A 24,596-nucleotide genomic window follows, 5' to 3' on the forward strand; every position below is an offset into this window, starting at 1 on the left:
ACGGCCGAACGGGCAGGTGGGGCAGGAGGGGGACGGCGGCCGGCCCGCTACCGTCGAGTAGGGTCCGAGCACGTCCCGTCCGTCGTCCGAGCCCGAGGAGCACCGCATGTCCGACCTGCTGGAGGGCGCCCGACCGGCGCCGGAGGTACTGGCGGCGTTCGAGGCGGCCACCGGGTTCATGCCGGTGGACGAGGGCCTCGCGCTGTACGGGGCGGCGGTGGCGGCGGCGCGGCGCACCGGGCTGCCGGTGCTGGAGATCGGCACCTACTGCGGCCGCTCGGCGGTGCTGCTGGCCGCCGCGGCGCGGGAGGCCGGGACGGTGGCGCTGACCGTGGACCACCACCGCGGCTCGGAGGAGCAGCAGCCCGGCTGGGAGTACCACGACCCGACCCTGGTGGACCCGGAGGTCGGGCGGATGGACACCCTGCCCCGGTTCCGCCGCACCCTGCACGCCGCCGGGCTGGAGGAGCACGTGGTCGCGCTGGTCGGCCGCTCGCCGCAGATCGCCGCGCTGTGGGGCCGGCCGCTGGCCCTGGTGTTCATCGACGGCGGGCACACCGACGAGCACGCGACCGGCGACTACGAGGGCTGGGCGCCGCACCTGGCGCCGGAGGGCCTGCTGGTGGTGCACGACGTGTTCCCGGATCCGGCGGACGGCGGCCAGGCGCCGTACCGGGTGTACCTGCGGGCGCTGGCCGAGGGCTTCGAGGAGGTCTCGGTGACCGGCTCGCTGCGCGTCCTGCGCCGGGCCGCCGCGTAACGGACCGGGCAGCCGCGGGATCGCCCCCACCGCCCGGCCAGGATGCTCTAACGTCGTGCCGGGGCCGTCGGGCGGGGCTCGAACGGTACGGTGTCCGCGCGGCACCAGGCAGAGCACGGGACCAGGCAGAGCACGGCGCCAGGCAGAGCGCGGCGCATCGGCGGACGGTGGGGGCTAGCGGCACATGACGGACCAGCACAACACCGCTCCGGCGGTCTGGGACCCGACCGCGCGCGGCGGCGGCGGCGGCTGGGTCCGCAATCCGCAGCACCCGGACGCCGAGTCCGCCCCCGGCGCGCCGACCGCGCCCCCCGCCGCGGGCGCGGTCGGCGACCAGGGCCCGCCGCTGGGCGGCCGCCCGTACCTGTCCACCGCCCCGGGCTTCGGCCCGCCGCCGGACATGTCGGCGGCGGCCCCCGGACCGGCCGCCGGCCCCGGGGCGCCGACCACGGCCCTCCCCCGGGTCACCCCGCCGCCCCCGGGCGCGCCGCCGGCGGCCACGGCGTTCCCCACCCACGCGACCCCGCAGGACCGGGGCTCCCAGGGCGGGCCGCTCCCCGGCCCGGGGTACGTCTACCCGCCGCCGCCCCAGGCCGGCCCGTACCCGCAGGCCCCGAACCCGCACGCCCCGAACCCCCAGGGCGGCTACGGGTACCCCCCGCCCCCGTACCGGACCCAGCCGGACCACCCGACGGCCCACCCGGTCGACGGCGGGGACGACGAGGACCGCCCGGCCAACCGCAGGGCCCCGCTGCTGATCGGCTTCGCCGTGCTGCTGGTGCTGGCGGTCGGCGGCGGCCTGCTGTACGCGACCCAGGGCGGCGACAAGAACGGCCAGGCCGCGCCCGCCCCTTCGGCCGCCACCGCGACCGGCTCCGGCAATCCGCAGCCCGCCCCGGCGCCCACCGGTACGGACGCCGGGCCGAGCACCGCCGCGCCCACCGACTCGCCCGCCCCGACCGCGACCACCGCCGGTCCCGACGCCAAGGCCCAGGCGCAGGCGCTGGACGCGCTGCTGACCGAGGGCGGGAACGCCAGGACGCAGATCGGCAACGCGGTCGCCAAGGTGTCCAGTTGCCCCGCGAAGACCGACATCGACAGCGCGGTGCAGGTCTTCGACAGCGGGGCCAAGCAGCGCGACGGCCTGCTGACCAAGCTCTCCAAGCTGAGCGTCACCGACCTGCCGGGCGGCGCGGACGCGGTGAACTCGCTCAAGTCCGCCTGGCAGTTGTCCGCCGACATCGACCGGGCGTACGCGAGCTGGGGGCGTGCGGTCGCCGGCCAGGGCTGCTCCGGCAACGCGCCCACCACGGCGGACAAGAAGCACGCGGACGAGCTCAACCCGCAGGCCACCCAGGCGAAGAACGACTTCCTGACCAAGTGGAAGCCGATCGCCACGACGTACGGTCTCACCCCGCCCACCTCGGACAGGATCTGAACCACCCGTGACCGGCCCCACCTCCCGCACCCCCCGCCGTTCCGCCCTGCTGCGCGCCGCCACCGCGGTGGCCGTGGCCGTTCCGCTCTGCACGGCGGGCTGGCTGGGCTGGCACGCCCTGGACGACTCCGGCCCGGTGGGCGCCGCGACCTCCGCGTCGCCCACCACCGCCCAGTCCACCACCGCCCAGTCCACCGGCGTCCAGTCCACCGCCGTGACGCCCACCCAGCCCGCCACCCAGCCCACCGGCCAGGCCCCGGCCACCCCGGAGGCCCCGCCCACCGGCAGCACACCCACTGGCGGCGCCGCGACGACCACCCCCACCCCGGAGAGCTCGGCCGCCGACCTCACCGGCCGCACCGTCGTGATCGACCCCGGCCACAACCCCGGCAACGCCGCCCACCCCACCGAGATCAACCGTCAGGTGGACGTCGGCAACGGCCGCAAGGAGTGCGACACCACCGGCACCGAGACCAACGCGGGCTACACCGAGGCCGACTACACCCTGGACGTCAGCCGCCGGGCCCGGGCCCTGCTGGCCGCCCGGGGCGCCAAGGTGGTGCTGGTGCAGGACGGCGACCGCCCCTGGGGCCCGTGCGTCGACGAGCGCGCCCGGGCGGGCGCGGACGCGCACGCCGACGTCGCGGTCTCGGTGCACGGCGACGGCGGCCCGGCGAGCGGCAGCGGCTTCCACGTGATCATGCCCGCCAAGGTGGTGGCCGGAAAGGCGGACAACTCGGCGATCGTCGAGCCCTCGCACCGGCTGGGCCTGTTGCTGCGCGAGCACTTCCACGCCGCGACCGGCGAGCCCTACGCCGACTACATCGCGAACGACGGCCTGGACACCCGCTCCGACCTGGGCGGCCTCAACCTCTCCGCGGTTCCCAAGGTGTTCATCGAGTGCGGTAACATGCGCAACTCCGCGGACGCCGGACGGATGACGGACCCTCAGTGGCGCCAGCAGGCCGCCCAGGGGATCGCCGATGCGCTGGCCGCCTTCCTGACCACTCACTGAGTGGGCCCGGCAAGGGAGTTGGGACGTACGAGCCCGGTGGACGACAGCCCACCGCGTCCGCACGGTTTGCAACGACTTCGACCCATTGCCGAGCCCGCCGTGCACCGGCGGGACGGTTGGGCCTAGGCTTCTGGTCCGTTCGGGAGTTTCGGCCGGTCAGCACGACCGCGCGAAGCACCGTCCACGACACGTCAACGAGGGGAACGTAAGTGAATCTGCGCGCTCTCACCAGGGGAGACGCCGCCGTCGCAGGCGGGGCCGTCCTGCTCTTCATCGCCTCCTTCCTGCCCTACTGGACCGTCGACTGCAGCGGCCGGTACTGCGGGAACACCTCGCAGAACGCGTGGAGCACCGAGCTGTTCCCCATCCTGCCCTCGATCTACCTGCTGGGCATCGCCGCGGCCGTGCTGATCCTGGTGCAGCGTTTCCAGGGCCCGGCCGGCGCCAACCGCCAGGTGCTCGGCCTGCGGCTGGACCAGTGGGGCATCGCGTTCGCCGTGGCGGCGCTGTGGACCTCGCTCTGGGCGCTGGGCGGCGGCCCGTCCGCCGGCAGCATCAGCCACGGCTTCGGTGCCTGGCTCGGTCTGATCTCGCTGATCGTGCTGGCGGGTGCGGCCGCGGCCGCTCCGCTGGTGCCGGCGCTGAAGGCCCCGCTGGTCAGCGACCGCCCGGCGGCCGTCCCCTACCAGGGCGGCTACCCGATGCCGGGTCAGCCCGGCCACCCCGGCGCCCCCGGTCAGCCCGGCCCCGGCCAGTACGGCTACCCGGGCCAGGCCCACGACCCGGCCTTCGGCGGCCAGCCGGCCGGTGGCTACGGCTACCCGGCCGCCGGCCAGCCGCAGCCCGGCCAGATGCAGCCCGGTCAGCCGGCGCAGCCGCAGGACGCCGGTGTCCCGGCCCCGCAGCCGATCCCGGCCGCCCAGCAGCAGGCCGCCCCGGCGGCGGACTTCCAGCCGTTCTGGTTCGCCGTGCCGGCCCCGCGCCAGCTGGCCCCGAAGGACAACCCGGCCGGTGCCCCGGTCGGCGAGGTCGTGCCGGGCACCTGGTACCTGGCCGTCGAGCAGCGCGGCGCGGCCCTGGTCGCCCAGCTGCCGGACGGCAGCCAGGGCGTGCTGGCCGACACCGCGGGCATCCAGCGCGGCTGACGCCGTCGTCCGACGGACGTCCGGACATGACGAAGGGGCGGGACCGGTGATCCGGTCCCGCCCCTTCGTCATGCTCCGGAGGCCCTCAGCAGCAGTCCTGGACCACCAGCCCGGCGGGCAGCTGCTCCCCGCCGAAGACCGCGACGGTCGCCGGGTCCCCGCCGAGCGCGGCCACCGCGAGCAGCAGCGCCCCGGCCGTCCAGGTGGTGCGCTCCTCGGGCCAGATCGCGTCGTCCTCGAAGACGTACCCGGTCCAGTACGAGCCGTCCTCGTGCCGCAGGTGCCGCTGGATCCAGCGCAGGATGTCCACCGCGCGGTCGGACTGGCCGATCGCCCAGAGCGCGAGGGCCAGCTCGGCGCTCTCGCCGCCGGTCACCCACGGGCGGTCGCTGACGCAGCGCACGCCGAGGCCGGGGACGACGAAGCGCTCCCAGTCCCGCTCGATCCGCGCCACCGCCGCGTCGCCGCGCAGGCCGGTGCCGAGCACCGGGTAGTACCAGTCCATCGAGTAGCGGCCCTTGTCGAGGAACCGCTCGGGGTGGTGGGCGACGGCGTGCCCCAGCCGGCCGGCCGCGAGCTCCCAGTCGGGCTGGGGCTCCTCCAGGTAGTCGGCGACGGCCAGCCCGCAGCGCAGCGCGTGCAGGATGCTGGACGAGCCGGTGAGCAGCGCCTCCTGGGTGGCGGCGCCGTCCTCGTCGACCCGCCAGGCGATCGGGCCGCCGGTCAGCCGCAGGCCGACGATGAAGTCCAGCGCCCGCCGGACCACCGGCCAGATCCACTCCAGGAAGGCGTCGTCGCCGGTGCTGAGGTGGTGGTGCCAGACCCCGACCGCGATGTACGCGCAGAAGTTGCTCTCCTTGGCGTGGTCGGTGACCTCGCCGTCGGTGTACGCGGCGTACCAGGAGCCGTCCGGGTTCTGCCGGGCGGCGAGCCAGCGGTAGGCGGCCTCGGCCGCGGCGTGCTCGCCGGCGGTGTCGAGGGCCATCGCGGCCTCGGTGTGGTCCCAGGGGTCGAGGTGGTGGCCGGCGAACCAGGGGATGGCGCCGTCGGGGCGCTGCTCGGCGAGGATGCTGCGGACGGTGTCGGCCGCCTGCTCGGCGTCCAGCACCCCGTCGAGCAGCAGCACCTCGGGGACGGCGGCGGTCATGCGCCCGACCGACCGGACTCGGCGCGGTGCGGCTTCGTGGCGTAGGCGACGAAGCTCTTGCCGATGACCGGGTTGAGCGCCTTCTCGGCGGCCTTGGTGATCGAGCTGATCACCGGGGTGCCGACGATGTCCCAGACCAGTAGCTGGTGGTAGGCCTTGACCGGCAGCGCCTTGTCGTTGTCCACGCCGAGGGCGCACTTGATCCACCAGTACGGCGAGTGCAGCGCGTGCGCGTGGTGGGTGCCGTACGGCTCCAGGCCGGCGTCCTTGAGCTTGCCGAGCAGTTCGTCGCCCCGGTAGATCCGGATGTGGCCGCCCTCGACCTCGTGGTACTCGTCGGACAGCGCCCAGCAGATCTTCTCCGGCAGCCAGCGCGGCACGGTGACGGCGAGCAGGCCGCCCGGCTTGAGGACCCGGAACATCTCGTTGAGCACGCCCTTGTCATCGGGTATGTGCTCCATCACCTCGGAGATGATGATCTTGTCGAAGTAGTCGTCCTCGAACGGCAGCGCCAGCGCGTTGCCCTCCATCGCGACCGCCGACGCGCCCTCGGGGGCCTCGCCGGCCAGCTCCATCGCGGCGAACCACTTCTTGACCTCGGCGATCTCCTCGGCGTTCTGGTCGAGGGCGATCACGTTGGCGCCGCGGCGGTAGCACTCGAACGCGTGCCGGCCCCCGCCGCAGCCCAGGTCGAGCACCCGGTCGCCGGGGGCGAGCGGGAAGCGCGAGAAATCGACGGTCAGCACTGCAGGGCTCCCATTCCTATTGCTACCAAGCGATCCTGACGCTTCGTCAGACCGCTTCGTCAGGTCAACGCTCCGCCGGTCCGGCGCCTCTCGCCCGGGCTCGGCCTCGGAGCCGCGCCCGACTTCGACACCACGCCCGGCCTCCACACCGCGCCCGGCCTCGACACCGGGCTCAGGGCACGTACCGCCAGCCCGGCCCGGAGCGGGCCCGGGCACCGACGCCGGTGGCGATCGCCGCGCGGTACGCCTCGGCGGTCAGCTCGGCGGCCCGCTCCCAGGTGAACCGGGCCAGCACCCGCTCCCGGCCGGCCGCGCCGAGCTCGGCGCGCAGCTCCGGGTCGTCCAGCAGCCGGCCGAGCGCGGCGGCCAGCGCGTCCGCCTCCCCCGGCGGCACGGCCAGGCAGGTCTCACCGTCCGGCCCGGCCACCTCGGGGATCGCCCCGCCGGTGGTCGCGACCAGCGGGGTGCCGGTGGCCATCGCCTCGGCGGCGGGCAGCGAGAAACCCTCGTACAGCGACGGGACGCAGGCCACCTCGGCCGAGCGGTAGAGGTCGACCAGCTCCTGGTCGCTCAGGCCGGTGCGGAACTCGATGTGCTCCGCCAGCCCGAAGCGGCGCACCGCCTCGGCCACCGGCCCGTCCTCCTTCTGCGGCTTGCCGACCACCACCAGGTGGGCCTCCCGCTCGGTGCGGACCTTGGCCAGCGCCTCGACCAGGAACACCAGGCCCTTGAGCGGCACGTCCGCGCTGGAGGTGGTGACGATCCGGCCGGGGACCCGCTCGATCTCCGACGAGGGCGACCAGAGCCGGGTGTCGGCGCCGATCGGCACCACCGAGATCGCGCGGGGGGCGGCGCCCAGGTGCTCGGCGATCTCGCGCTGCGAGGTGCCGGAGACGGTGATCACGTGGTCCAGCCGGGCCGTGACCCGGCGCTGCATCCGGGTGAAGGCGTACCAGCGGCGCAGCGAGAGCCGCTTGACCCGGGTGGTCGCCGCGTCCAGCTCCAACTGCCGGTCCACGGTGATCGGGTGGTGGATCGTGGTGACCAGCGGGAAGCCGTGCCGGGCCAGACCGAGCAGTCCGTAGCCGAGGGTCTGGTTGTCGTGCACCACGTCGTAGCGGCCCTTGTGCCGGGCCAGGTACCGGCGGGCGCGCAGCGAGAAGGTGAGCGGCTCGGGGAAGCCGCCGGTGCGCATGGTGGCGAACTCCAGCACGTCCACCGGCCCGCGGAACTCGTCGCGGGCGGGCGTGCGGAACGGGTCGTCGGCGCGGTAGAGGTCCAGGCTGGGCAGCTCCACCAGGCGGACCGTGCCCGGGCCCTCGACCTCGTCCAGCACGGGGTAGGGCTGGGCGCCGATCACGTCCACGTGATGGCCGAGCCGGGCCAGCTCACGGGCGAGGTGCCGTACGTACACGCCCTGACCGCCGCAGAACGGGTCCCCGCGGTATGACAGCAGGGCAATCCGCAGCGGCTGCGCGGTCATCCTCGGCCCTCATCTCTGGCTGCTATCGGTGCGAGCGGCGCCAACGGCGACGCTGGTCGCTAAAGTAGATCAGGTTTCAGTGGCGGTGGAACTCGTCATCGACCGTGTGAACAATGAGAGACCTCGAAGATACCGGCCCGTAGCTTTCGCTCAGGAGCCAGGGCTGGTGATTCCCGCCACGCCGGGCCCGACCGACCGCGACCGACCGCCGGCCGCTCCGGGCCGACCTTTCTGGAGCACGCCGCCACCCACGCGCCCCCGGGAGCACCCTTGCCGTCGCCGACCACGCCCGTGAGTCCCGCCACCCCTCCGCAGGGCGAGCCGCCGCTGTCCGCGCGCCAGGCCGAGCGGCGCCGGCGCATCCTGCGCGCCGCCACCGCGCTGGCCGCCCGCGGCGGGTACGAGGCCGTGCAGATGCGGGAGGTCGCGGAGAGCGCGCAGGTCGCCCTCGGAACGCTGTACCGGTACTTCCCGTCCAAGGTCCACCTGCTGGTCGCGGTCATGCTGGAGCAGTTGCAGGAGCTCCAGGAGCACATCCGGCGGCACCCGCCGGCCGGCCCGGAACCCGCGCCCAGGGTCGCCGACACCCTCACCCGGGCCTTCCACGCGCTGCAGCGCGAGCCGCTGCTGGCCGAGGCGATGGTCCGCGCGATGTGCTTCGCGGACCGCTCGGTCGGTGCCGAGGTGGACCTGGTCAGCGCCGCCACCGGACAGCTCATCCTGGACGCGATCGGGCAGTCCGGCCCACCCAGCGACAGCCAGCGCGCGGCCGTCCGGGTGATCGAGCACACCTGGCACTCGGCCCTGGTCGCCTGGCTCTCCGGGCGCGCCTCGATCGCCGAGGTCCGGGCCGACCTGCACACCGCCGCCCGGCTGCTCACCCTGCCCTGACCCCGCGCCGAGGAGCCCGGCCGGCGGCCGATTACTGGAACCTGTTCCTGTCCCCGCCCGCTCCCGCGACCCGCGCGCCGCGACCCGGCGGCTAGAGTCGACGGGCAGCACAACTCCATCCCGCTCCTCCCCCGGGGAAAGCCGGTGCGAATCCGGCGCTGACCCGCAACCGTGAACCCGAGCGCGCCCCCGCGCGCCGGACGAGCCGGAACACCCGGGGAGGGACGAGCGGCGAGCCGGACGCCCACGCGCCCGGCACCCGTCGAGGACTACGGAACGGCCCCGCCCGGGCCCCCACCGCTCACCGAAAGGCACACCCGCACCATGCTGACCGCCGCCCGCCTGGGCGCCGCCGCCCTGTCCGCCGCGCTGCTCACCGGCCTCGCCGCCGCACCGGCCCTCGCCGACGCCGCCCCGCCCACCGTCCCGGACGGCCTGTACGGCAAGAGCGACCCGACGTACGACGGCGTCTGGCGGCAGTCCCTCGCGCTCACCGCGCTGACGACCGCCAAGATCACCCCCGCCGACTCCGCCGTCGGCTGGCTCACCGGGCAGCAGTGCGAGGACGGCGGCTGGCCCTCCTACCGGGCCCCCGGCGCCGCCTGCGACGCCAAGTCCGAGGACAGCAACGCCACCGCCGTCGCCATCCAGGCCCTGGTCGCCCTCGGCGGGCACCAGCCCGCCGTCGACAAGGGCGTCCAGTGGCTCAAGGCCAACCAGAACACCGACGGCAGCTGGGCCTACAACCCCGGCAGCCCGGGCGACGCCAACTCCACCGGACTCGTCGTCAACGCCCTGTTCGCCGCCCGGACCGACCCGGCCGGCGTCGCCAGGCCCGGCAACGGCGGCGCCGGCAAGAACGCCTTCGACGGCCTCGCCCGCTTCCAGCTCGGCTGTACCGCCCCCGCCGACCAGCGCGGCGCCTTCGCCTACCAGCCCGACCCGGCCGCCGGCACCCTCGCCCCCAACACCCTCGCCAGCGCCCAGGCCGCCCTCGCCGCCGCCGGCGGACACCTGCCGGTCGCCGGCTCGGTGCGCGCCGACGCCACCGCCAAGCCCCTCGCCTGCGCCGACGGCTCCGCGCCCGCCACCATCCCGCACGCCGAGGCCGGCGAGGCCGTCAGCGCCTACCTCTCCACCCAGCTCGAGGCCGGCGGCGACCACCTCACCCTCACCACCCCGGGCGCCGACCCCAAGCCCGACTACACGGCCACCGCCTGGGCCGCCCTCGCCCTCACCCAGAGCGGCCACCCCGACCAGGCCACCGCCGCCGTCGGCTGGCTGGAGGGGCAGGGCGCCACCTGGACCAAGAACGGCACCGACGCCGGAGCCACCGCCACCCTGCTCCTGGTCTCCCAGGCCGCCCACCACGAGGACGCCGCCCTCACCGGCCAGCTCACCGCCCTCGGCCCGGCCCCCAAGGCCAACGCCGCCGCCGCGGACACCGCCCCGGCGCAGAAGAAGGACGAGGGCTTCGGCAAGCTCTGGCTGATCGTCGTCGGCGCCCTCATCGGCATCGGCGGCGGCCTGCTGCTCAGCCTCCAGCGCAAGCGCAACCCCAACCTCTGATGGGTCACCTCCCCGACGCCCCGCCGGCCGGGGCCCCGGCCCGCCGCCCCGCGCGGCGGGCCCTGGCCGCCGTACTGCTGCCGCTGGTCGGGGCGCTGGTGCTGCTCGCCGCCGCCGCGCCCGCGCAGGCCGCCGGGTACCGGTACTGGTCGTTCTGGCACGGGGCCGACGGCGGGGCGTGGACGTACCAGCAGCAGGGGCCGGCGATCGCCGTGCCGCCGGACGGCTCGGTGGACGGCTGGCGGTTCGCCGTCAGCCCGGACGGCGGGCAGGACGCCGCGAAGCCGCGCACGGCGGCCCGGTTCGACGAGATCTGCGCCGCCACGCCCGCCCAGGACGGCCGCAAGCGGGTCGCCGTGGTGCTGGACTTCGGGACGGCCGAGGACGCCGGCGCGTCCGCCGCGCAGCCGCCCGAGCAGCGGACCGCCTGCGCCAGCCTGGCACCGCGCGCCACCTCGGCCGAGCTGCTGGCCGCCGTCGCCCCGCCGCTGCGCTACGAGTCCAACGGCATGCTGTGCGCCATCGCCGGCTACCCCACGGCGGGTTGCGGCGACCAGCTCGGCGCGCCGGCCGCCCAGCCGGACGGTCCGAAGGGCGCGGCCGGCGGCGGCCCGGACCTCGGCCTGGTCGCCGGTGGCGCGCTGGTCGTCGTCCTCGCCGGTGGCGCCGTCTGGCAGGCGCGCCGCCGCCGCTCCTCCTAGGGAGTGTCCTGTGGACCTTTGCCGGGTCCGCGACGCCCTGCGCCGACGAGATCCACGAGACACTCCCCGACCCCGTTCCCAGGACAGATCCGTGAGCAGCCCCACCCGTAGCACGCGCCCACCCGTCGGCCCGCGCCAACTGCACCCCGGGGCCTGGTGGTTGTGGGCGCTCGGGCTGGGCGCGGCGGCGACCCGCACCACCAACCCGGTGATCCTGCTGCTGCTCGCCGCGACCGCCGGGTACGTGGTCGCGGCGCGCCGCGGCGACGCGCCCTGGTCGCGTTCGTACGGGGCGTTCCTGCGGCTCGGCCTGCTGGTGCTCGGCATCCGGCTGGTCTTCGCGGTGCTGCTGGGCTCGCCGATCCCCGGCACCCATGTGCTGTTCACGCTGCCCGAACTCCCGCTGCCCGCCTGGGCGCAGGGGGTGCGGATCGGCGGGCGGGTGACGCTCGAAGGGCTGCTGTCGGCCCTGTACGACGGGCTACGGCTGGCCACCCTGCTGGTCTGCGTCGGCGCCGCCAACTCCCTGGCCAGTCCAGCCCGGCTGCTGCGCGCCCTGCCGGGCGCGCTCTACGAGGCGGGGGTGGCCGTGGTGGTGGCGATGACCTTCGCGCCGAACCTGGTCGCCGACGTCCGCCGGCTGCGCGCCGCCCGGCGGCTGCGCGGCCGTACCGACCGGGGCGTCGCGGCCGTACTGAGCGTCGGACTCCCCGTCCTGGAAGGCGCGTTGGAGCGGTCGATCGCCCTGGCGGCGGCGATGGACACCCGCGGCTTCGGCCGCACCGCCGACGTCCCGCGCCGACTGGCCCGGGCCACCGCCGCGCTCACCCTGGCCGGACTGCTCGGGGTCTGCCTGGCCGCGTACGGGCTGCTGACCGCCGGGGGCGCCGGCTGGGCGCTGTCGGTGCTGCTGCTCGGCCTGGCCGCGGCCTTCGCCGGACTGCTGCTCGGCAACCGGCGGTCCGTCAGATCACGCTACCGGCCGGACCCCTGGGCACTGCCGGAGTGGCTGACCGCCGGCTCCGGCGCGGCCGTGGCGGCCCTCGTCACCCACCTGGCCTCGCGGGATCCGGCCGCCTTCGCCCCCACCGTCGTCCCGCCGACCGTCCCCGCGCTGCCGCTGGCCGCCGTCCTGGCCGTACTCCTCGGCCTGGTACCGGCGTTCGCCGCCCCGACCCCGCCCCGGAGGGCCTCGTGATCACCTTCGAGCAGGTCTCCGTCCGGTACGCGGACGCCGCCGCACCCGTGCTCTCGAACCTCGACCTCACCGTCCCCGAGGGTGAACTCTGCCTGCTGGTGGGCCCGTCGGGCTCCGGCAAGTCCACCCTGCTGGGGACGGTCAGCGGCCTGGTGCCGCACTTCACCGGCGGGGTGCTGCACGGCCGGGTCACCGTCGGCGGCCGGGACACCCGCGAACACCGGCCTCGCGAACTCGCCGACCTGGTCGGCACGGTGGGCCAGGACCCGCTGGCGCACTTCGTCACCGACACCGTCGAGGACGAACTCGCCTACGGCATGGAGTCCCTGGGCCTGCCGGGCGACGTCATGCGGCGCCGGGTCGAGGAGACCCTCGACCTGCTCGGCCTCGCCGACCTGCGCGACCGCGCCCTCGGCTCGCTCTCCGGCGGCCAGCAGCAGCGCGTCGCCATCGGCTCGGTGCTCACCGTGCACCCGCGCGTACTCGTCCTGGACGAGCCCACCTCGGCGCTCGACCCGGGCGCGGCCGAGGAGGTGCTGGCCGTGCTGCAGCGGCTCGTGCACGACCTGGGCACCACCGTACTGATGGCCGAGCACCGGCTGGAGCGGGTCGTCCAGTACGCCGACCAGGTGCTGCTGCTGACCCCGGGCGAAGCACCCGTACTCGGCGAACCGGCCGAGGTGATGGCCCACTCCCCCGTGCACCCGCCGGTGGTCGGCCTCGGCCGACTCGCGGGCTGGCGGCCGCTGCCGCTGTCCGTCCGCGACGCCCGGCGCAAGGCTTCGTCGTTGCGTGCCGAGCTGGACGGGCGGGCGCCCGCCGCCGTCGGCGCCCCGAGCGGTGCCCCGATCGCCGCCACCGACCGCCTCGCCGTCCGGCGCGGCACGGTCCAGGCCCTGCGCGGGATCGACCTCACGCTGCGCCCCGGCGAGATCGCCGCCCTGATGGGCCGCAACGGCGCGGGCAAGTCCACCCTGCTCGGCAGCCTGGTCGGCCTGCACGCCCCCACCTCCGGCACCGTCACCGTCGGCGGCCGCGCCCCGCACCGCACCCGCCCGGCCGAACTGATCCGCCACGTCGGCCTCGTCCCCCAGGACCCGCGCGACCTGCTGTACGGCGAGAGCGTCACCGCCGAGTGCGCCGCCGCCGACGCGGACGCGGGCGCCGTCCCGGGCACCTGCCGCGCCCTGGTCGAACGGCTGCTGCCCGGCATCGCCGACACCACCCACCCCCGCGACCTCTCCGAGGGCCAGCGCCTCACCCTCGCCCTCGCCGTCGTCCTCACCGCCCGGCCCCCGCTGCTGCTCCTGGACGAGCCGACCCGCGGCCTGGACTACGCCGCCAAGGCCCGGCTGGTGCGGATCCTGCGCACGCTGGCGGCCGAGGGGCACGCCGTCCTGCTGGCCACCCACGACGTCGAGCTGGCTGCCGAACTCGCCCACCGCACCCTGATCCTGGCCGAGGGCGAGATCGTCGCGGACGGCCCCACGGCGTCGGTGGTGGTCTCCTCGCCCGCGTTCGCGCCCCAGGTGTCGAAGGTGCTGACGCCCGGGCCGTGGCTCACCGTCCAGCAGGTCGCGGAGGCGCTGAGCGCATGAACAGCCGTCCCGTCCCGCTCGGCCGCCGCTCCGCCGCCGCCCTGCTGCTGGTCTCCCTCGTCGGCGTGACGGCCTTCGGCTGGCCGCTGCTCGCCTCCACCGGGTCCGCGCTGGTCGGCCACTCCGCCGACGCGCCCTGGCTGTTCGCGCTGCTGCTGCCGCTGCTGCTGGCCGTCGTCATCGCCCAGATCTCCGAAGGACGTTCGGCGGGCGGCGGCGCACCCGGGCTGGACGCCAAGTCCGTCGCCCTGCTGGGCGTGCTGGCGGCGGCCGGTGCGGCCCTGCGCCCACTCGGGGCGGGGACGGCGGGCCTGGAGCCGATGTTCTTCCTGATGGTGCTGTCCGGGCGGGTGCTGGGGCCGGGGTTCGGCTTCGTCCTCGGCTCGCTGTCGATGTTCGCCTCCGCGCTGCTCACCGGCGGGGTCGGGCCCTGGCTGCCGTTCCAGATGCTCGCCATGGGCTGGGTCTGCCTCGGCGCGGGCCTGCTGCCGGGATCGGCCACGCTGCGCGGGCGGCGCGAACTCCTGCTGCTGGCCGGGTACGGGGCGCTGGCCTCGGTGGTGTACGGCACGATCATGAACCTCCAGGGCTGGCCGTACATCGGCGGGCTGGCCGGCTCCATCTCCTTCCACCCCGGCGACCCGCTGCCCGCCAACCTGGTCCGCTTCGCCGCCTACTGCCTGACCACGTCGCTGGGTTGGGACCTGCCGCGCGCCGCGCTCACCGTCGTGCTCTGCCTCACCCTCGGCACGCCGGTGCTGCGCGCCCTGCGCCGGACGACCCGGCGGGCGGCCTTCGACGCGCCGGTCGACTTCCGTCCGCCGCCGGCCGGGTGAACACTCCGCGCCGCACACCGCCCCGATGCCGTTCGTCCACGATCATCGCGACCGTGATCCGAACCCTCGCCCGCACCACCGCCGTCACCGCGACGGCCCTCGCCCTGGCCGTCGCGCTCGCCTCCCCGGCCGCCGCCGTCACCTTCATCGGCCGCGACGTCCCCCGGCCCGCCACCATCGCCCCCGGCCGGAGCGCGCCCGTACCGTGGACGTACCAGAACACCGGCGGCACCGGCCTGCTCCCGCCCGCGGGCATGACCGCCGTCTTCACCGCCCCCCACGGCACCACCTTCGCCCCGCAGACCACCGTCCCCACCGAGTACGCCGGCGACGGCCACTCATGGACCGGCAACAACGTCGGCCTGCGCAACTGCGCGCTCAGCAACGGCAACCAGACCCTCAGCTGCGAGGGCTACGGCCGCAACGGCGGCAACAGCGGCTGGCCGGCCAACGGCTACTTCCGCTTCTCACCGACCGTCACCGTCGACCCGTACACCCCGTACGACACCTCGCTCCCCCGGGGCACCGGCAGCTTCCGCTACGCCCGCCCCGACAACGGGACGATCTACACCATCGACGACGGCACCCTCAACGTCCACACCCCGCCCCTGGCCACCACCGCCAAGTGCCTGGACGTCGGCAACGCCCGCTACAACGCCGACGACGTCCGCATCTGGCAGTGCCTCGACCACACCAACCAGCGCTTCGTCCTGGACGAGGGCCGGGTGAAGGTCGCCGACACGGTGGGCACGGCACAGGAGATGTGCCTCGACGCCGACTACACCGGTGAGAACGGCGACAACGTCCGGATCTGGGCCTGCGAGTACACCCAGGCCGGCCGCGCCAACCAGACCTGGCTGCTGCGCGCGGGCTCCTTCGTCCTGCAACGCACCGTCGGCACCGCCGACGAGATGTGCATCGACGTCGGAGCCGACCGCGACGACGGCGACACCGCCTTCCTCGCCACCTGCGGCGCCACCGACCCCGACCAGAAGTTCGTGGTGGAACGCGGCTACATCAGGGTCCGCGACACCCTCTGAGCGGGCCCGGCACTAGGGTGAACGTTCGAACCGCCAGCCAGAACGGGAGTTCACCCCAGTGCCCGACGAGCCCCTCGACCTCGACCTCGACGAAGACGAAGACGAAAACGACGAGGACGAGGACGCATACGAGGACGATCCCTGGATCGTCGCGTACTGCCCCGTCGGTCCCGAACTCGCCGCGCAGCTCGTCGAGATGGCGGAACTCGACTGGACGGACGACGACGCCGGCCGGCAGGCCCTGACCGACGCCGGCTGGCGCTCCCGCCCCCTCCCGGACGACCTCGACGGGACGGCCTACACGCCCGCCGGCCACGTCGGGTACGGCGACGACTGCCTCTTCCTGCCCTTCGCGTACGAGTACTACGTGCACCCCGCCGGGGCGATGGCAGAGGACTTCTGGGGCACCCTCCCCGGCTGGCAGCGCAGCACCGACCAGGAGACCGACACCTTCAACGACCAACTGGACGCGGTCGCCGCCCAGTTCACCACCCTGCTCGGCCCGCCCGACCACGACGTCAGCCACGACCGACGACCGCACTCCAACGGCGTCTGGCGCTACCGCGTCTGGCGCCGCGGCTCCAACGCCCTGGTGGTGGCCCCGGGCCTGGACCCCTTCTCGTACTCCCAGTTCGAGCACGCCTTCATCCAGATCCGCCCCCTCCCGGCCGACGCCCCGCTGCCGCCCGCCGACGAGCTGCCCGACTTCTTCATCTGGTAACCGCCCGGCGGCCGCCGCGCGCTCGCCCGGCCCTCGCGCGGGAAGTCGGCCGGGCCGACTTCCCGCACAACGGGAACGGCACCGGTCAGACGAGGCCCTTGGCCGGCTCGCCGGCCGGGAAGGCGTCGAGGACGGCGACGTCGGCGGGCTCGGCGAGGGCGGCGGCGAGGACGGCGCCGAGGGCCGCCAGCGGAGCGCCGGCGCTGTGGGCGTCGAGGGTGGCCTGGTCGCTCCACTTCTCGACCACGGTGACGCGGTCGGGGCCGGCGTGGACGGCGTAGAGCTCACAGCCGGGCTCGGCATGGATGGCCGGGGTGTGCTGCTCGAAGGCCGCGAGGACTTCGTCGCGGTGGCCGGGCTTGGTCCTGAGGGTGGCGATGACGATGGGCATGTGGCTCTCCTCCTGGGTCAGGTGATCACACTAACGAGGGCGATCGGCGCCGTTCTGGCGGCCCGGCGGCGGTCGGAACCGCGCCGGCCACCCCGTACGGCTGCGACGGCCCCGACGGCCCCGGGCGGCAGCCGTAGCGCCTCACCAGTCCAGGGCGGACCGGGCAAGGGCCGTCAGCGCGAGCGAGGCCGGGAGTTCGACGAGCAGGGCCATCGCGAGGGCGGTGTACCAGGCGCCGCCGCCCTCGGCGGTCATCACGTCGAACCAGGCGTCGAGCAGGAGCAGGGTGGCGGCCGCGGCGGCGGCCAGGGCGGTGAGACGGGAGCGCCGGACGAGCAGTCGGCCGGTGGCGACCAGCCCGGCGACCTGGAGGACGTCCAGGCCGACCCACGCCGTGGACCAGTTCCTGACCTCGGCCTGCCCCCGAGTGATCGATCCGAGCACCAGGATCCAGGCGAAGAGCAGGGCCGAGACGGCGAGCAGGGCTCCGGCGAGGAGTCTGCGCGTGCGGTCGGCCGCCGGGTGTTCCGATCCCACGTGGCCGAGCGCCGCGCGCAGCGACCGGCCGTCCCCCGTTGATGCTTTCATGATCCAAAATCTACCCACCTCCCCCGCGACACGCGACGGGCAGGGCGCACCGAGGGCCGGATCCGCGAGTCACAGTGACGTTCGGCCGCGAACGACGCCCACTCCGCGCCGCCGCCCGGAATCCGCTCCACCGGGGTTCCTCACGAACCGTTCGGATTACCCGAACGCAGCCGTACGCTGTCCCGCAACACCGGCAGCATCATCGCGAACACAACAACGCCCTGACGCACCACACGACAACGCACCACACGACAACGCGACACATCGACACGAGCCGCACCACGAACCGCAAGCGGGCCGGGCGCGCCGAGCGAGCCATCCGACCACAGGCGGGCGTTTCGGGGAACCGGAGAAACCAGTGGAACTTCGTCAGTTGCGGGTCTTCGAAGCCGTGGCCACCCACCGCACCGTCACCGCCGCCGCCGTGGCGCTCGGCCTCGCCCCCTCCTCGGTCTCCGAGCAGATCCGCACCCTCGAACACAGCCTGGCCGTCGAGCTGTTCGACCGGGCCCCGCACGGCATGCCCCTCACCGCGGCCGGCGAACGGCTGCTGCCCTGGTCCCGCAGACTGCTCGACCAGGCCGAACTGGCCCGCCGCGAGGTGACCGCCGACCGCGCCCGGCTCCGGCTCGGCGCGCTGGAGACCATAGCGGCGACCCACGTACCGGCCGTGCTGGCCCGGCTCGCCGAACGCCGCCCCGACCTCGACGTCTCCCTGCACACCGACACCGCCCGGGACGGTCTGCTCGGCGGCGTCGCGGCCGGGGCCCTGGCGGCCGCGCTCATCCTGGACAGCGCCGGCCCGCTCGGCGAACTCGGCTTCTACCTGCCGCCCGCCCCGCTCGACCACCTCGACCTCAAGGAAGTCCCGCTCGCCCTGGTCGTCGCCCCGACCCACCCGCTCGGCGGCGCCACCACCCTCACCCGCGAGGACCTGCGCGGCCGGCGCCTCCTGGTGAACGCCCCCGCCTGCTCCTTCCGGCTCGCCGGCGAACGCCTGCTCGGCAACGACGTCGAACGCGTCCGCACCGGCGGCATCGCCGTCACCCGCGCCTGCGCCGAACAGGGCCTCGGCGTCGCCCTGCTCCCCGACTTCGCCGTCCAGGACGCCCTGACCGCCGGCACCCTCGTCCGTCTCCCGCTCGCTCCCCCACCCCTCCGCCTCCGCCTCGTCTGGCGCGCCGACCGCGACACCGTCCCCGGCCTACGCGAGGCCCTCTACGCCGCCGCGGCCTGAACTCCCGTGCCCGACGGGCAGGTTGGTGGCATGCTGGACGAACGACCAACGGGGGAAGGGGAACCAGCATGAAGCGCACCATCGCCGGGACGCTCGCCGCCGCAGCGCTGGCGGCACTCGGAGCACTCCTGCTCGGCGGGGCCGCCGTCGCCGACACCGGCGAGTACGTCCACCAGAACGCCTGGATGGGTTCGCCGTTCAGGGCGCACCCGGTCGGCCCGGACGGGATCGAGTGGCCCGACGACTGACGGACCGGACGGCGAACGGCGCGCCCCGCAACCCCGGGACGCGCCGTTCATCAAGCCCGGCCCGCCGGATCAGGCCTTCGGGCCCGCCGACTGGACGACCTCGAAGGACCACAGCGTGGACCCGGAGGCGGCCGGCCGCTTCGGGGCCTCGCCACCCTCACCGCCACCGCGGTGGGCGGCCTGCATCGGGCCCTCCATCCAGGCCTTGAAGTCCTCCTCGCTGCGCCAGCGGGTGTAGACCAGGTACTGGTCGGTCCCCTCGACCGGACGCAGCAGCTCGAACCACTCGAAGCCGTCGGAGTTCTCCACCGCGCCGGCCCGCGAGGCGAAGCGCTGCTCCAGCACCTCGCGCTGCTCGGCGGGCACCGTCAGTACGTTGATCTTGACGACGGACATGCCGCTCCTCACTGATCCGCCGGGGCCCGTACGGCCGTCGGCTCGGTTGCTCCCGAGCAGTCTGCTACACCTCACGCGCTGCACCTCACGCGCTGCGGCTCAGGCGATCCACGGCGGGAGGAGGCGGTCGGCGTCGCGCGGGGCGAGGGCACAGGCGTCGGCGGGGGTGCGGGCGTCGGGGTTGTAGGCGTGGGACGGGGAGGGGGAGGCGACGAGGGCGGTGAAGCCTTCCGCGGTGGTGAGGCGGCGGGGGGCGTCGGCGGGGAGGACGAGGGTGTCGCCGGCGGTGACGGTGAGGACTTCACCGGCCAGGTGGACGTCGGCCGAGCCGGCGAGGAGGGTCCAGATCTGCTCGGTGTCCATGGCGTGCAGCGGGCCCTGCCGGTCGGCGGGCATCTCGACCCGCCACTGGGCGAGGGCGGTCGCGCCCTGGGTGGGCGAGGCGAGGGTGGTCATGACGGCGTTCGGGGTCTCGGTGCGACGGGCGTCGGCGGAGCGGATCACGGGCATGGTGAAGGAACCCCTTAAGATGGACAATGTCGTTGTCTATATGGTCAATGAGGTTGTCTATCGTGTCAAGTGACCCCGCCCCGCCCGGCTTCGAGCTGCCGCTGCGCCTGCTGCTCGCCTTCCGGACGATCATCGACGAGCTGCACGAGCGCATCGCCCGCGAGGGACACCCCGACCTGCGCCCGATGCACGGCTTCGTCTTCCAGGCCATCGGCCCCCAGGGCACCACTGCCGTCGAGCTCGGCCGCCGGCTCGGCGTCTCCAAGCAGGCTGCGGGCAAGACCATCGACAACCTGGAGCAGCTCGGCTACGTCGAACGCGGCAGCGACCCGGGCGACGCCCGGCGCAAGGTGGTCCGGCTCACCGACCGGGGCGTGGACTGCCTGGTGCGCTCGGCCCGGATCTTCGACGAGCTGCGCGCCGAGTGGTCCGCCACCCTCGGCGAGGAACAGCTCCGCCGGATCGAGGACGGCCTGCGGCAGCTCGCCCCCGGGGACCCGTTCCGGCTCGACACCCCGCGCTGGTTCGGCGGCCCCTGAGCGGCGACCCGCGAACGGCGGCCCCTGAGCGGCGGCCCGCGAACGGCGCCCAGGGCTAGAACGACCGCCCCTCCCCCCGGTACGGCGGCTGGGGGCCGAGCGGCGGGTCCGGCCGGTCGCGCCGGTCGGCGCAGAGCGCGGAGCTGAGCCGGGTGAGCAGGGCGGCGAGGTCGTCGTACTGCTGCTCGTCCCAGTCCCCCAGCAGGTCGGCGAGCTGGGCGCGCCGGGCCGCGACCAGGCGCAGCGCCGTCTCCTCCCCCGGCTCGGTGAGCCGCAGCGGCAGGCCGCCGGAGCGGGCGGCGAGGCCGCGGCCCTCCACCTCCCGGACGGCCTCCTCGACGACCGCGACCGGGACGATCCGCCGCTCGGCCAGTTCGGCGGGCTCCACCGAACCGTGGTGGTGCATCTGCAGCAGCAGCCAGCTGGAGGCCGGCAGCAGGTCGAGTCCGGCGGTGGCGGTGATCCGCCGGAAGAGGTCGCGCCGGGCCTCCCGGGTGCTCAGTACGGACAGGGCGCGGGCGATCTCGTCCAGGGAGGAGCGCTCGACGGGGTTGATCCCGATGGACTCGCTCAGGTCGGGCGCGGTCACCGTGGAGCGCAGTTTCTGCTCGCGCAGGAACAGCGACAGCACGAAGGCGACCACCGCGACGGGCACCGCGTAGAGGAACACCCGGGTGATCGACTCGGCGTACGCGTGGTGGACGCCGGCCTGGGCGGCGGCGGGCAGCCGGGTGATCAGGCGGGGGTCGGCGGTGATCGCCTCCGCCCGGAAGCCCGGTGGCAGCGGCTGCCCGGCCAGGGCGTCGGCGAGCCGGGAGCGCAGGCCACTGGCGAAGACCGTCCCGAAGATGGAGACGCCGAAGGAGGCGCCGATGGAGCGGAAGAAGGTGACGCCGGCGGTGGCCACGCCGAGGTCCTCGTAGCCGACCGAGTTCTGCACGATCAGCACCAGCACCTGCATCACCAGGCCCAGTCCGAGGCCGAAGACCAGGAAGTAGAGGCTCATCTCGGCGGTGCTGCTGTGCTCGTCCAGCCGGGAGAGCAGCAGCAGCCCGACCGTGGTGACGGCCGTCCCGGCGATCGGGAAGATCCGGTAGTGACCGGTGCGGGCGACGATCTGGCCGGAGCCGATCGAGGTGAGCAGCATGCCGAGCACCATCGGCAGCATGTGGATGCCGGACATGGTGGGCGAGACCTGCTGGACCACCTGGAGGAAGGTCGGCAGGTAGGTGAGGGCGCCGAACATCGCGAAGCCGACCACGAAGGAGATCACCGCGACCAGGCTGAAGGTCCGTGAGCGGAACAGCCGCAGCGGCAGGACCGGCTCGGGGGCCGACCGCTCCACCTGGATGAAGACGACCAGCAGCACCAGGCCGAGCACGCCCAGGCCGACGACCTGCCAGGAGTTCCATGCCCAGGTGGTGCCGCCGAGCGAGGTCATCAGCACCAGGCAGGTGGCGACGGCGGCGATCAGCGCGGTGCCCAGGTAGTCGATCCGGTGCTCGCGCCGGACCTCCACGCCGTGCAGCACCGCGGCGATCACCACCAGGGCGACGACGCCGATCGGCAGGTTGACGTAGAAGACCCAGCGCCAGCTGAGGTGATCGACGAACAGGCCGCCGAGCAGCGGTCCGAGCACGCTGGTGACGCCGAAGACGGCACCGAAGAGGCCCTGGTACTTGCCGCGGTCCCGGGGGGCGACGAGGTCGCCGACGATCGCCTGGGAGAGCACCATCAACCCGCCGCCGCCGAGGCCCTGGAGAGCCCGGAAGGCGATCAACTCGCCCATGTTCTGGGCGATTCCGCAGAGCACCGAGCCGATCAGGAAGATCACGATCGAGGCCTGGAAGAACCGCTTCCGGCCGTACATGTCGCCGAGCTTGCCCCAGAGCGGGGTGGCGGCCGTGGAGGCCAGCAGGTAGGCGGTGACCACCCAGGACAGGTGGTCCAGGCCGCCGAGGTCGCTGACGATGGTGGGCAGCGCGGTGGAGACGATGGTCTGGTCGAGGGCGGCGAGCAGCATCGCCAGCAGCAGGGCGCCGATGGGCACCCACAGGTTGGGGACGGTGACCTCGGGCGGGCCGGGCTCGTGCGCCGGGCTCCGGTCGGGCGCGGAACGGGGGTACCCCGGGCCGGAGGTTGGGGGAGGGTCCGTCATGGCGTCTCCGTAGGGTCGCGGGGTCGCGGGGCTGCGGGGTCACGGGGCTGCGGGGCTGCGGGGCTGCGGGGCCGGACGGCCGGACGCCCGGTGGATGATCACTCCCGGTTCCCCATGCTGGCAGATATATCCCGTTTTGCGCCGCCCGGTTGAGCCGAACGTAAGCACCCGGCCCGTCCCACGCATTCCAGCGGTTTCCCCGGGTGCCAACCGCCACCAACCGGCACAACAGCCCCGCCGGGAGCCGGACGCCCCTGTCCACCCTCCGGGACGTCCTGCATAATCAGGCCCGATCCCGCGACCCGAGAACCGAGGAGGACCGGCCGATGCCGGACCAGCACTGCCCGACGTGCGGCACCGCCCGCTCCACCGGGTGCGGCTGCCTCCCCGACCGGAGCCTCGACGAGACTGCCGTCCTCCCGCACCTGGAGGGCCCGCCGCTGGTCCGCCCGTACGTGCCGCAGGCGCCCGACCAGGTCGCGGACGAGCCGCCGCCGGCCACCGACCCGTTCGCGACCACCGTCCTGCCGCCCGTTCAGCCGGGCTCCCAGGGCAGACCGGGCACGCCCCCGCTCGGGCCGGACGCGGACGCCTACGCGACGACCGTGCTGCCGCCCGTCCCGGGCCCCGCCCCGGACGCGTACGCCACCAGCGTCCTGCCACCGGTCCAGCCGGGCCCGCCGCTCCAGTCGGGCCAGCACGCCCCGCCCGGCACCGGGGACGACCTCGGCTACTTCCCCTTCGACAACGGCGCGCCCGAGCCCGGTGCCGCCCCCGCCACCGGACGGGCCGCGCGCCGAGCCGCCGAGCAGGCCGGGCGCAGCCCGTTCGCCGGGCGCAAGGGGCTGATCGCGGGCGTCGGCGCCGGACTGCTGGCGCTCACCGTGGGCCTCGCGTACGCCGTGACACCCTCCTCCGAGCCGACCGGCCGGGCCGCACCGGCGCCCACCACCTCGCTCGCCCCCGCCCCGGTGGACCCGCCGACCCTGGCCGCCCCGCCGACCGGCTCCCCCGCGCCGACCACCGAGGCGCCCAGCCCGACCCCGACACCGACACCGACCCGCAAGCCGAGCCCGACGCGGACGGTCACCCCGACACCGACCCCCACGCCGACGCCCACCCCCACCCCGACGCCCACACCGACCCCGACGCCGACCCCGACACCCACGGCCACGCAGACCCCGCGGCTGCTCCAGATGGGCATGAGCGGGCCCGACGTCAAGGCGATGCAACAACTGCTCGTCAACGCCGAGTGCGGATACGTCGACAAGTCGCTCGTCACCGGCACCTTCGACTCCTGGACCCGGTCGACATTGCAGGACTACCAGAGCCAGAACCGCATCAAGGGCGAGAACGGCGTCTACGGCCCCAAGACCCAGGCCGTCCTCACCGCCGACCCCGGCTGCTGATTCCCCCTGCCGACCAGCGCCCACCACAGGCGACCGCAGGCGACCACCGCCCACCACCCACCGCCGACCGCCGACCGCCGGCGACCGCAGACGCCCCGCGTCAGCCGGTGATCGCCCCGAAGATGCTGACCCCGGCCAGCACCACCATGATCGCCGCCGCCATCCGGATGATCAGCTTCATCGGCACGTACTTGAGCAGCTTCTGCCCGCCCACGATGGCGATCCCGCCGACCGCGCACAGCGCCAACCAGGAGCCGAGGCCGACGGCCAGCGGATCGGCGTACTTGGCGGCCAGGTTGGCGGTCATGATCTGGGTCAGGTCGCCGAACTCGGCAACCGCGACGACCACGAAGCTGGTCCCGGCCACCTTCCAGAAGCGGTTCGAGGACGGCTCCTTGGCGGCGTGCTCCTCCTCGTCCTCGCCGCCGTGGAACAGCAGCATCGCCGCACCGACCAGGAACAGCACGCCGGTGACGCCCTCCACCCAGCGGTGCGGCAGCAGCGAGAGCAGGTGCCCGGCGACCAGCGCCAGCACCACCTGGACCAGCATGGCGGCGGCGACGCCCGCGAAGACGTAGCCGGCCCGGTACTTGGTGCCGAGCACCAGGCTGGCCAGCGCGGTCTTGTCCGGCAGTTCGGCCAGGAAGATGATGCCGAACGTCAACGCGGCAACGGTCAAACTCATCGGAGGAATCCCTCGGTCGGGCTGTCCGGCCTCCGCAGGTCCGTCAGGGGACGCTTCGGCCCGACAGCACTGGAAACGGTCACAGCACTGCGGCCGAAGGTCTCGCCGGCAGCCGCCAACCGCGCGGTGCCCCGGGCGCCGGGCCCG

General features: G+C 74.7%; 25 protein-coding genes. 16 read left to right on the forward strand and 9 right to left on the reverse strand.

What is annotated here, in order from left to right:
* The first annotated feature begins 106 nt into the window (after window positions 1–106).
* From ACZ3YL_RS08130 to ACZ3YL_RS08145, 4 genes are all read left to right on the forward strand, one after another.
* Window positions 107–760, forward strand: a complete 654-nt coding sequence (locus ACZ3YL_RS08130; protein ID WP_188307351.1) for a class I SAM-dependent methyltransferase — start codon at window positions 107–109, stop codon at window positions 758–760.
* Window positions 761–944: 184 nt separating this feature from the next.
* Complete coding sequence (locus ACZ3YL_RS08135; protein ID WP_465656191.1) at window positions 945–2,198, forward strand: hypothetical protein; 1,254 nt, start codon at window positions 945–947, stop codon at window positions 2,196–2,198.
* A gap of 7 nt (window positions 2,199–2,205) precedes the next feature.
* Window positions 2,206–3,213 (forward strand): N-acetylmuramoyl-L-alanine amidase, encoded by a 1,008-nt coding sequence (locus tag ACZ3YL_RS08140; protein WP_317621176.1) that lies wholly within the window; start codon window positions 2,206–2,208, stop codon window positions 3,211–3,213.
* A 209-nt stretch (window positions 3,214–3,422) separates the two neighbouring features.
* Complete coding sequence (locus ACZ3YL_RS08145) at window positions 3,423–4,358, forward strand: hypothetical protein (protein ID WP_188306152.1); 936 nt, start codon at window positions 3,423–3,425, stop codon at window positions 4,356–4,358.
* An 85-nt stretch (window positions 4,359–4,443) separates the two neighbouring features.
* On the opposite strand, the gene ACZ3YL_RS08150 is transcribed toward ACZ3YL_RS08145, so the two are convergent.
* The 3 genes from ACZ3YL_RS08150 to ACZ3YL_RS08160 all read right to left on the reverse strand — a co-directional run bounded on the left by ACZ3YL_RS08150 (window position 4,444) and on the right by ACZ3YL_RS08160 (window position 7,734).
* Window positions 4,444–5,505: a prenyltransferase/squalene oxidase repeat-containing protein gene (locus ACZ3YL_RS08150; RefSeq protein ID WP_188306151.1), complete on the reverse strand. Its 1,062-nt coding sequence runs from the start codon at window positions 5,503–5,505 to the stop codon at window positions 4,444–4,446.
* Window positions 5,502–6,251, reverse strand: a complete 750-nt coding sequence (locus ACZ3YL_RS08155) for a class I SAM-dependent methyltransferase (RefSeq protein WP_188306150.1) — start codon at window positions 6,249–6,251, stop codon at window positions 5,502–5,504. Before ACZ3YL_RS08155 ends, ACZ3YL_RS08150 begins: the two co-directional genes overlap by 4 nt.
* Before the next feature lie 172 nt (window positions 6,252–6,423).
* Window positions 6,424–7,734 carry a glycosyltransferase family 4 protein gene (locus ACZ3YL_RS08160; RefSeq protein ID WP_188306149.1) on the reverse strand — a complete coding sequence of 437 codons (1,311 nt, stop codon included), beginning with the start codon at window positions 7,732–7,734 and terminating at the stop codon, window positions 6,424–6,426.
* A 291-nt stretch (window positions 7,735–8,025) separates the two neighbouring features.
* Here ACZ3YL_RS08160 and ACZ3YL_RS08165 point away from each other — a divergent pair, with 291 nt between their 5' ends.
* The 8 genes from ACZ3YL_RS08165 (at window position 8,026) to ACZ3YL_RS08200 (ending at window position 16,288) form a co-directional block, all read left to right on the forward strand.
* Entirely contained in the window at window positions 8,026–8,625 is a 600-nt protein-coding gene (locus ACZ3YL_RS08165; protein ID WP_188306148.1) for a TetR family transcriptional regulator, read from the forward strand.
* Between the two features lie 324 nt (window positions 8,626–8,949).
* Window positions 8,950–10,194: a prenyltransferase/squalene oxidase repeat-containing protein gene (locus ACZ3YL_RS08170; RefSeq protein ID WP_188306147.1), complete on the forward strand. Its 1,245-nt coding sequence runs from the start codon at window positions 8,950–8,952 to the stop codon at window positions 10,192–10,194.
* Window positions 10,194–10,895 carry an SCO2322 family protein gene (locus ACZ3YL_RS08175; RefSeq protein WP_465656195.1) on the forward strand — a complete coding sequence of 234 codons (702 nt, stop codon included), beginning with the start codon at window positions 10,194–10,196 and terminating at the stop codon, window positions 10,893–10,895. The genes ACZ3YL_RS08170 and ACZ3YL_RS08175 overlap by 1 nt, the downstream gene beginning before the upstream one ends.
* Before the next feature lie 91 nt (window positions 10,896–10,986).
* Window positions 10,987–12,093: an energy-coupling factor transporter transmembrane component T gene (locus tag ACZ3YL_RS08180; RefSeq protein ID WP_465656197.1), complete on the forward strand. Its 1,107-nt coding sequence runs from the start codon at window positions 10,987–10,989 to the stop codon at window positions 12,091–12,093.
* Entirely contained in the window at window positions 12,090–13,691 is a 1,602-nt protein-coding gene (locus tag ACZ3YL_RS08185) for an ABC transporter ATP-binding protein (protein WP_188303740.1), read from the forward strand. Before ACZ3YL_RS08180 ends, ACZ3YL_RS08185 begins: the two co-directional genes overlap by 4 nt.
* Window positions 13,688–14,527, forward strand: coding sequence for an ECF transporter S component (locus ACZ3YL_RS08190; protein WP_188303741.1), 840 nt, complete (start codon window positions 13,688–13,690; stop codon window positions 14,525–14,527). Before ACZ3YL_RS08185 ends, ACZ3YL_RS08190 begins: the two co-directional genes overlap by 4 nt.
* Window positions 14,528–14,580: 53 nt before the next feature.
* Entirely contained in the window at window positions 14,581–15,567 is a 987-nt protein-coding gene (locus ACZ3YL_RS08195) for an RICIN domain-containing protein (protein WP_188303742.1), read from the forward strand.
* Window positions 15,568–15,625: 58 nt separating this feature from the next.
* Entirely contained in the window at window positions 15,626–16,288 is a 663-nt protein-coding gene (locus ACZ3YL_RS08200; protein WP_188303743.1) for a hypothetical protein, read from the forward strand.
* Between the two features lie 85 nt (window positions 16,289–16,373).
* Here ACZ3YL_RS08200 and ACZ3YL_RS08205 read toward each other — a convergent pair whose 3' ends face one another.
* Both ACZ3YL_RS08205 and ACZ3YL_RS08210 read right to left on the reverse strand, forming a co-directional pair.
* A complete protein-coding gene (locus ACZ3YL_RS08205; protein ID WP_188303744.1) occupies window positions 16,374–16,679 on the reverse strand; it encodes a putative quinol monooxygenase in 306 nt (101 codons plus the stop codon).
* A gap of 141 nt (window positions 16,680–16,820) precedes the next feature.
* A complete protein-coding gene (locus ACZ3YL_RS08210; RefSeq protein ID WP_188303745.1) occupies window positions 16,821–17,267 on the reverse strand; it encodes a hypothetical protein in 447 nt (148 codons plus the stop codon).
* 358 nt (window positions 17,268–17,625) lie between these two features.
* Between ACZ3YL_RS08210 and ACZ3YL_RS08215 the strand changes: the two genes are divergently transcribed.
* Window positions 17,626–18,504, forward strand: a complete 879-nt coding sequence (locus ACZ3YL_RS08215) for a LysR family transcriptional regulator (RefSeq protein ID WP_465656203.1) — start codon at window positions 17,626–17,628, stop codon at window positions 18,502–18,504.
* A 68-nt stretch (window positions 18,505–18,572) separates the two neighbouring features.
* Window positions 18,573–18,752 (forward strand): hypothetical protein, encoded by a 180-nt coding sequence (locus tag ACZ3YL_RS08220; RefSeq protein ID WP_465656204.1) that lies wholly within the window; start codon window positions 18,573–18,575, stop codon window positions 18,750–18,752.
* 69 nt (window positions 18,753–18,821) lie between these two features.
* On the opposite strand, the gene ACZ3YL_RS08225 is transcribed toward ACZ3YL_RS08220, so the two are convergent.
* Together ACZ3YL_RS08225 and ACZ3YL_RS08230 are read right to left on the reverse strand one after the other, a co-directional pair.
* Window positions 18,822–19,148 carry an antibiotic biosynthesis monooxygenase family protein gene (locus tag ACZ3YL_RS08225; RefSeq protein ID WP_188303748.1) on the reverse strand — a complete coding sequence of 109 codons (327 nt, stop codon included), beginning with the start codon at window positions 19,146–19,148 and terminating at the stop codon, window positions 18,822–18,824.
* Between the two features lie 99 nt (window positions 19,149–19,247).
* Window positions 19,248–19,658 (reverse strand): cupin domain-containing protein, encoded by a 411-nt coding sequence (locus ACZ3YL_RS08230; protein ID WP_188303749.1) that lies wholly within the window; start codon window positions 19,656–19,658, stop codon window positions 19,248–19,250.
* 62 nt (window positions 19,659–19,720) lie between these two features.
* On the opposite strand from ACZ3YL_RS08230, the gene ACZ3YL_RS08235 reads away from it, so the two are divergent.
* Window positions 19,721–20,197, forward strand: coding sequence for a MarR family winged helix-turn-helix transcriptional regulator (locus ACZ3YL_RS08235; RefSeq protein ID WP_317620964.1), 477 nt, complete (start codon window positions 19,721–19,723; stop codon window positions 20,195–20,197).
* A 55-nt stretch (window positions 20,198–20,252) separates the two neighbouring features.
* Here ACZ3YL_RS08235 and ACZ3YL_RS08240 read toward each other — a convergent pair whose 3' ends face one another.
* Complete coding sequence (locus ACZ3YL_RS08240) at window positions 20,253–22,355, reverse strand: MDR family MFS transporter (RefSeq protein WP_465656205.1); 2,103 nt, start codon at window positions 22,353–22,355, stop codon at window positions 20,253–20,255.
* A 326-nt stretch (window positions 22,356–22,681) separates the two neighbouring features.
* Here ACZ3YL_RS08240 and ACZ3YL_RS08245 point away from each other — a divergent pair, with 326 nt between their 5' ends.
* Window positions 22,682–23,764 carry a peptidoglycan-binding domain-containing protein gene (locus tag ACZ3YL_RS08245; protein WP_465656207.1) on the forward strand — a complete coding sequence of 361 codons (1,083 nt, stop codon included), beginning with the start codon at window positions 22,682–22,684 and terminating at the stop codon, window positions 23,762–23,764.
* 100 nt (window positions 23,765–23,864) lie between these two features.
* On the opposite strand, the gene ACZ3YL_RS08250 is transcribed toward ACZ3YL_RS08245, so the two are convergent.
* On the reverse strand, window positions 23,865–24,449 hold the full coding sequence (locus tag ACZ3YL_RS08250) for a TMEM165/GDT1 family protein (RefSeq protein WP_465656209.1): 585 nt from the start codon (window positions 24,447–24,449) through the stop codon (window positions 23,865–23,867).
* Window positions 24,450–24,596 lie beyond the last annotated feature (147 nt).

This window comes from Kitasatospora sp. NPDC023176, from assembly GCF_055560495.1.

What these genes read in the sequence shown, in the direction of transcription:
- ACZ3YL_RS08130 (WP_188307351.1), top strand. Translation starts at nt 107, where the DNA reads ATGTCCGACCTGCTGGAGGGCGCCCGACCGGCGCCGGAGGTACTGGCG.
- ACZ3YL_RS08135 (WP_465656191.1), top strand. Translation starts at nt 945, where the DNA reads ATGACGGACCAGCACAACACCGCTCCGGCGGTCTGGGACCCGACCGCG.
- ACZ3YL_RS08150 (WP_188306151.1), bottom strand. Translation starts at nt 5,505, where the DNA reads ATGACCGCCGCCGTCCCCGAGGTGCTGCTGCTCGACGGGGTGCTGGAC.
- ACZ3YL_RS08160 (WP_188306149.1), bottom strand. Translation starts at nt 7,734, where the DNA reads ATGACCGCGCAGCCGCTGCGGATTGCCCTGCTGTCATACCGCGGGGAC.
- ACZ3YL_RS08170 (WP_188306147.1), top strand. Translation starts at nt 8,950, where the DNA reads ATGCTGACCGCCGCCCGCCTGGGCGCCGCCGCCCTGTCCGCCGCGCTG.
- ACZ3YL_RS08175 (WP_465656195.1), top strand. Translation starts at nt 10,194, where the DNA reads ATGGGTCACCTCCCCGACGCCCCGCCGGCCGGGGCCCCGGCCCGCCGC.
- ACZ3YL_RS08190 (WP_188303741.1), top strand. Translation starts at nt 13,688, where the DNA reads ATGAACAGCCGTCCCGTCCCGCTCGGCCGCCGCTCCGCCGCCGCCCTG.
- ACZ3YL_RS08205 (WP_188303744.1), bottom strand. Translation starts at nt 16,679, where the DNA reads ATGCCCATCGTCATCGCCACCCTCAGGACCAAGCCCGGCCACCGCGAC.
- ACZ3YL_RS08210 (WP_188303745.1), bottom strand. Translation starts at nt 17,267, where the DNA reads ATGAAAGCATCAACGGGGGACGGCCGGTCGCTGCGCGCGGCGCTCGGC.
- ACZ3YL_RS08220 (WP_465656204.1), top strand. Translation starts at nt 18,573, where the DNA reads ATGAAGCGCACCATCGCCGGGACGCTCGCCGCCGCAGCGCTGGCGGCA.
- ACZ3YL_RS08225 (WP_188303748.1), bottom strand. Translation starts at nt 19,148, where the DNA reads ATGTCCGTCGTCAAGATCAACGTACTGACGGTGCCCGCCGAGCAGCGC.
- ACZ3YL_RS08230 (WP_188303749.1), bottom strand. Translation starts at nt 19,658, where the DNA reads ATGCCCGTGATCCGCTCCGCCGACGCCCGTCGCACCGAGACCCCGAAC.
- ACZ3YL_RS08240 (WP_465656205.1), bottom strand. Translation starts at nt 22,355, where the DNA reads ATGACGGACCCTCCCCCAACCTCCGGCCCGGGGTACCCCCGTTCCGCG.
- ACZ3YL_RS08245 (WP_465656207.1), top strand. Translation starts at nt 22,682, where the DNA reads ATGCCGGACCAGCACTGCCCGACGTGCGGCACCGCCCGCTCCACCGGG.
- ACZ3YL_RS08250 (WP_465656209.1), bottom strand. Translation starts at nt 24,449, where the DNA reads ATGAGTTTGACCGTTGCCGCGTTGACGTTCGGCATCATCTTCCTGGCC.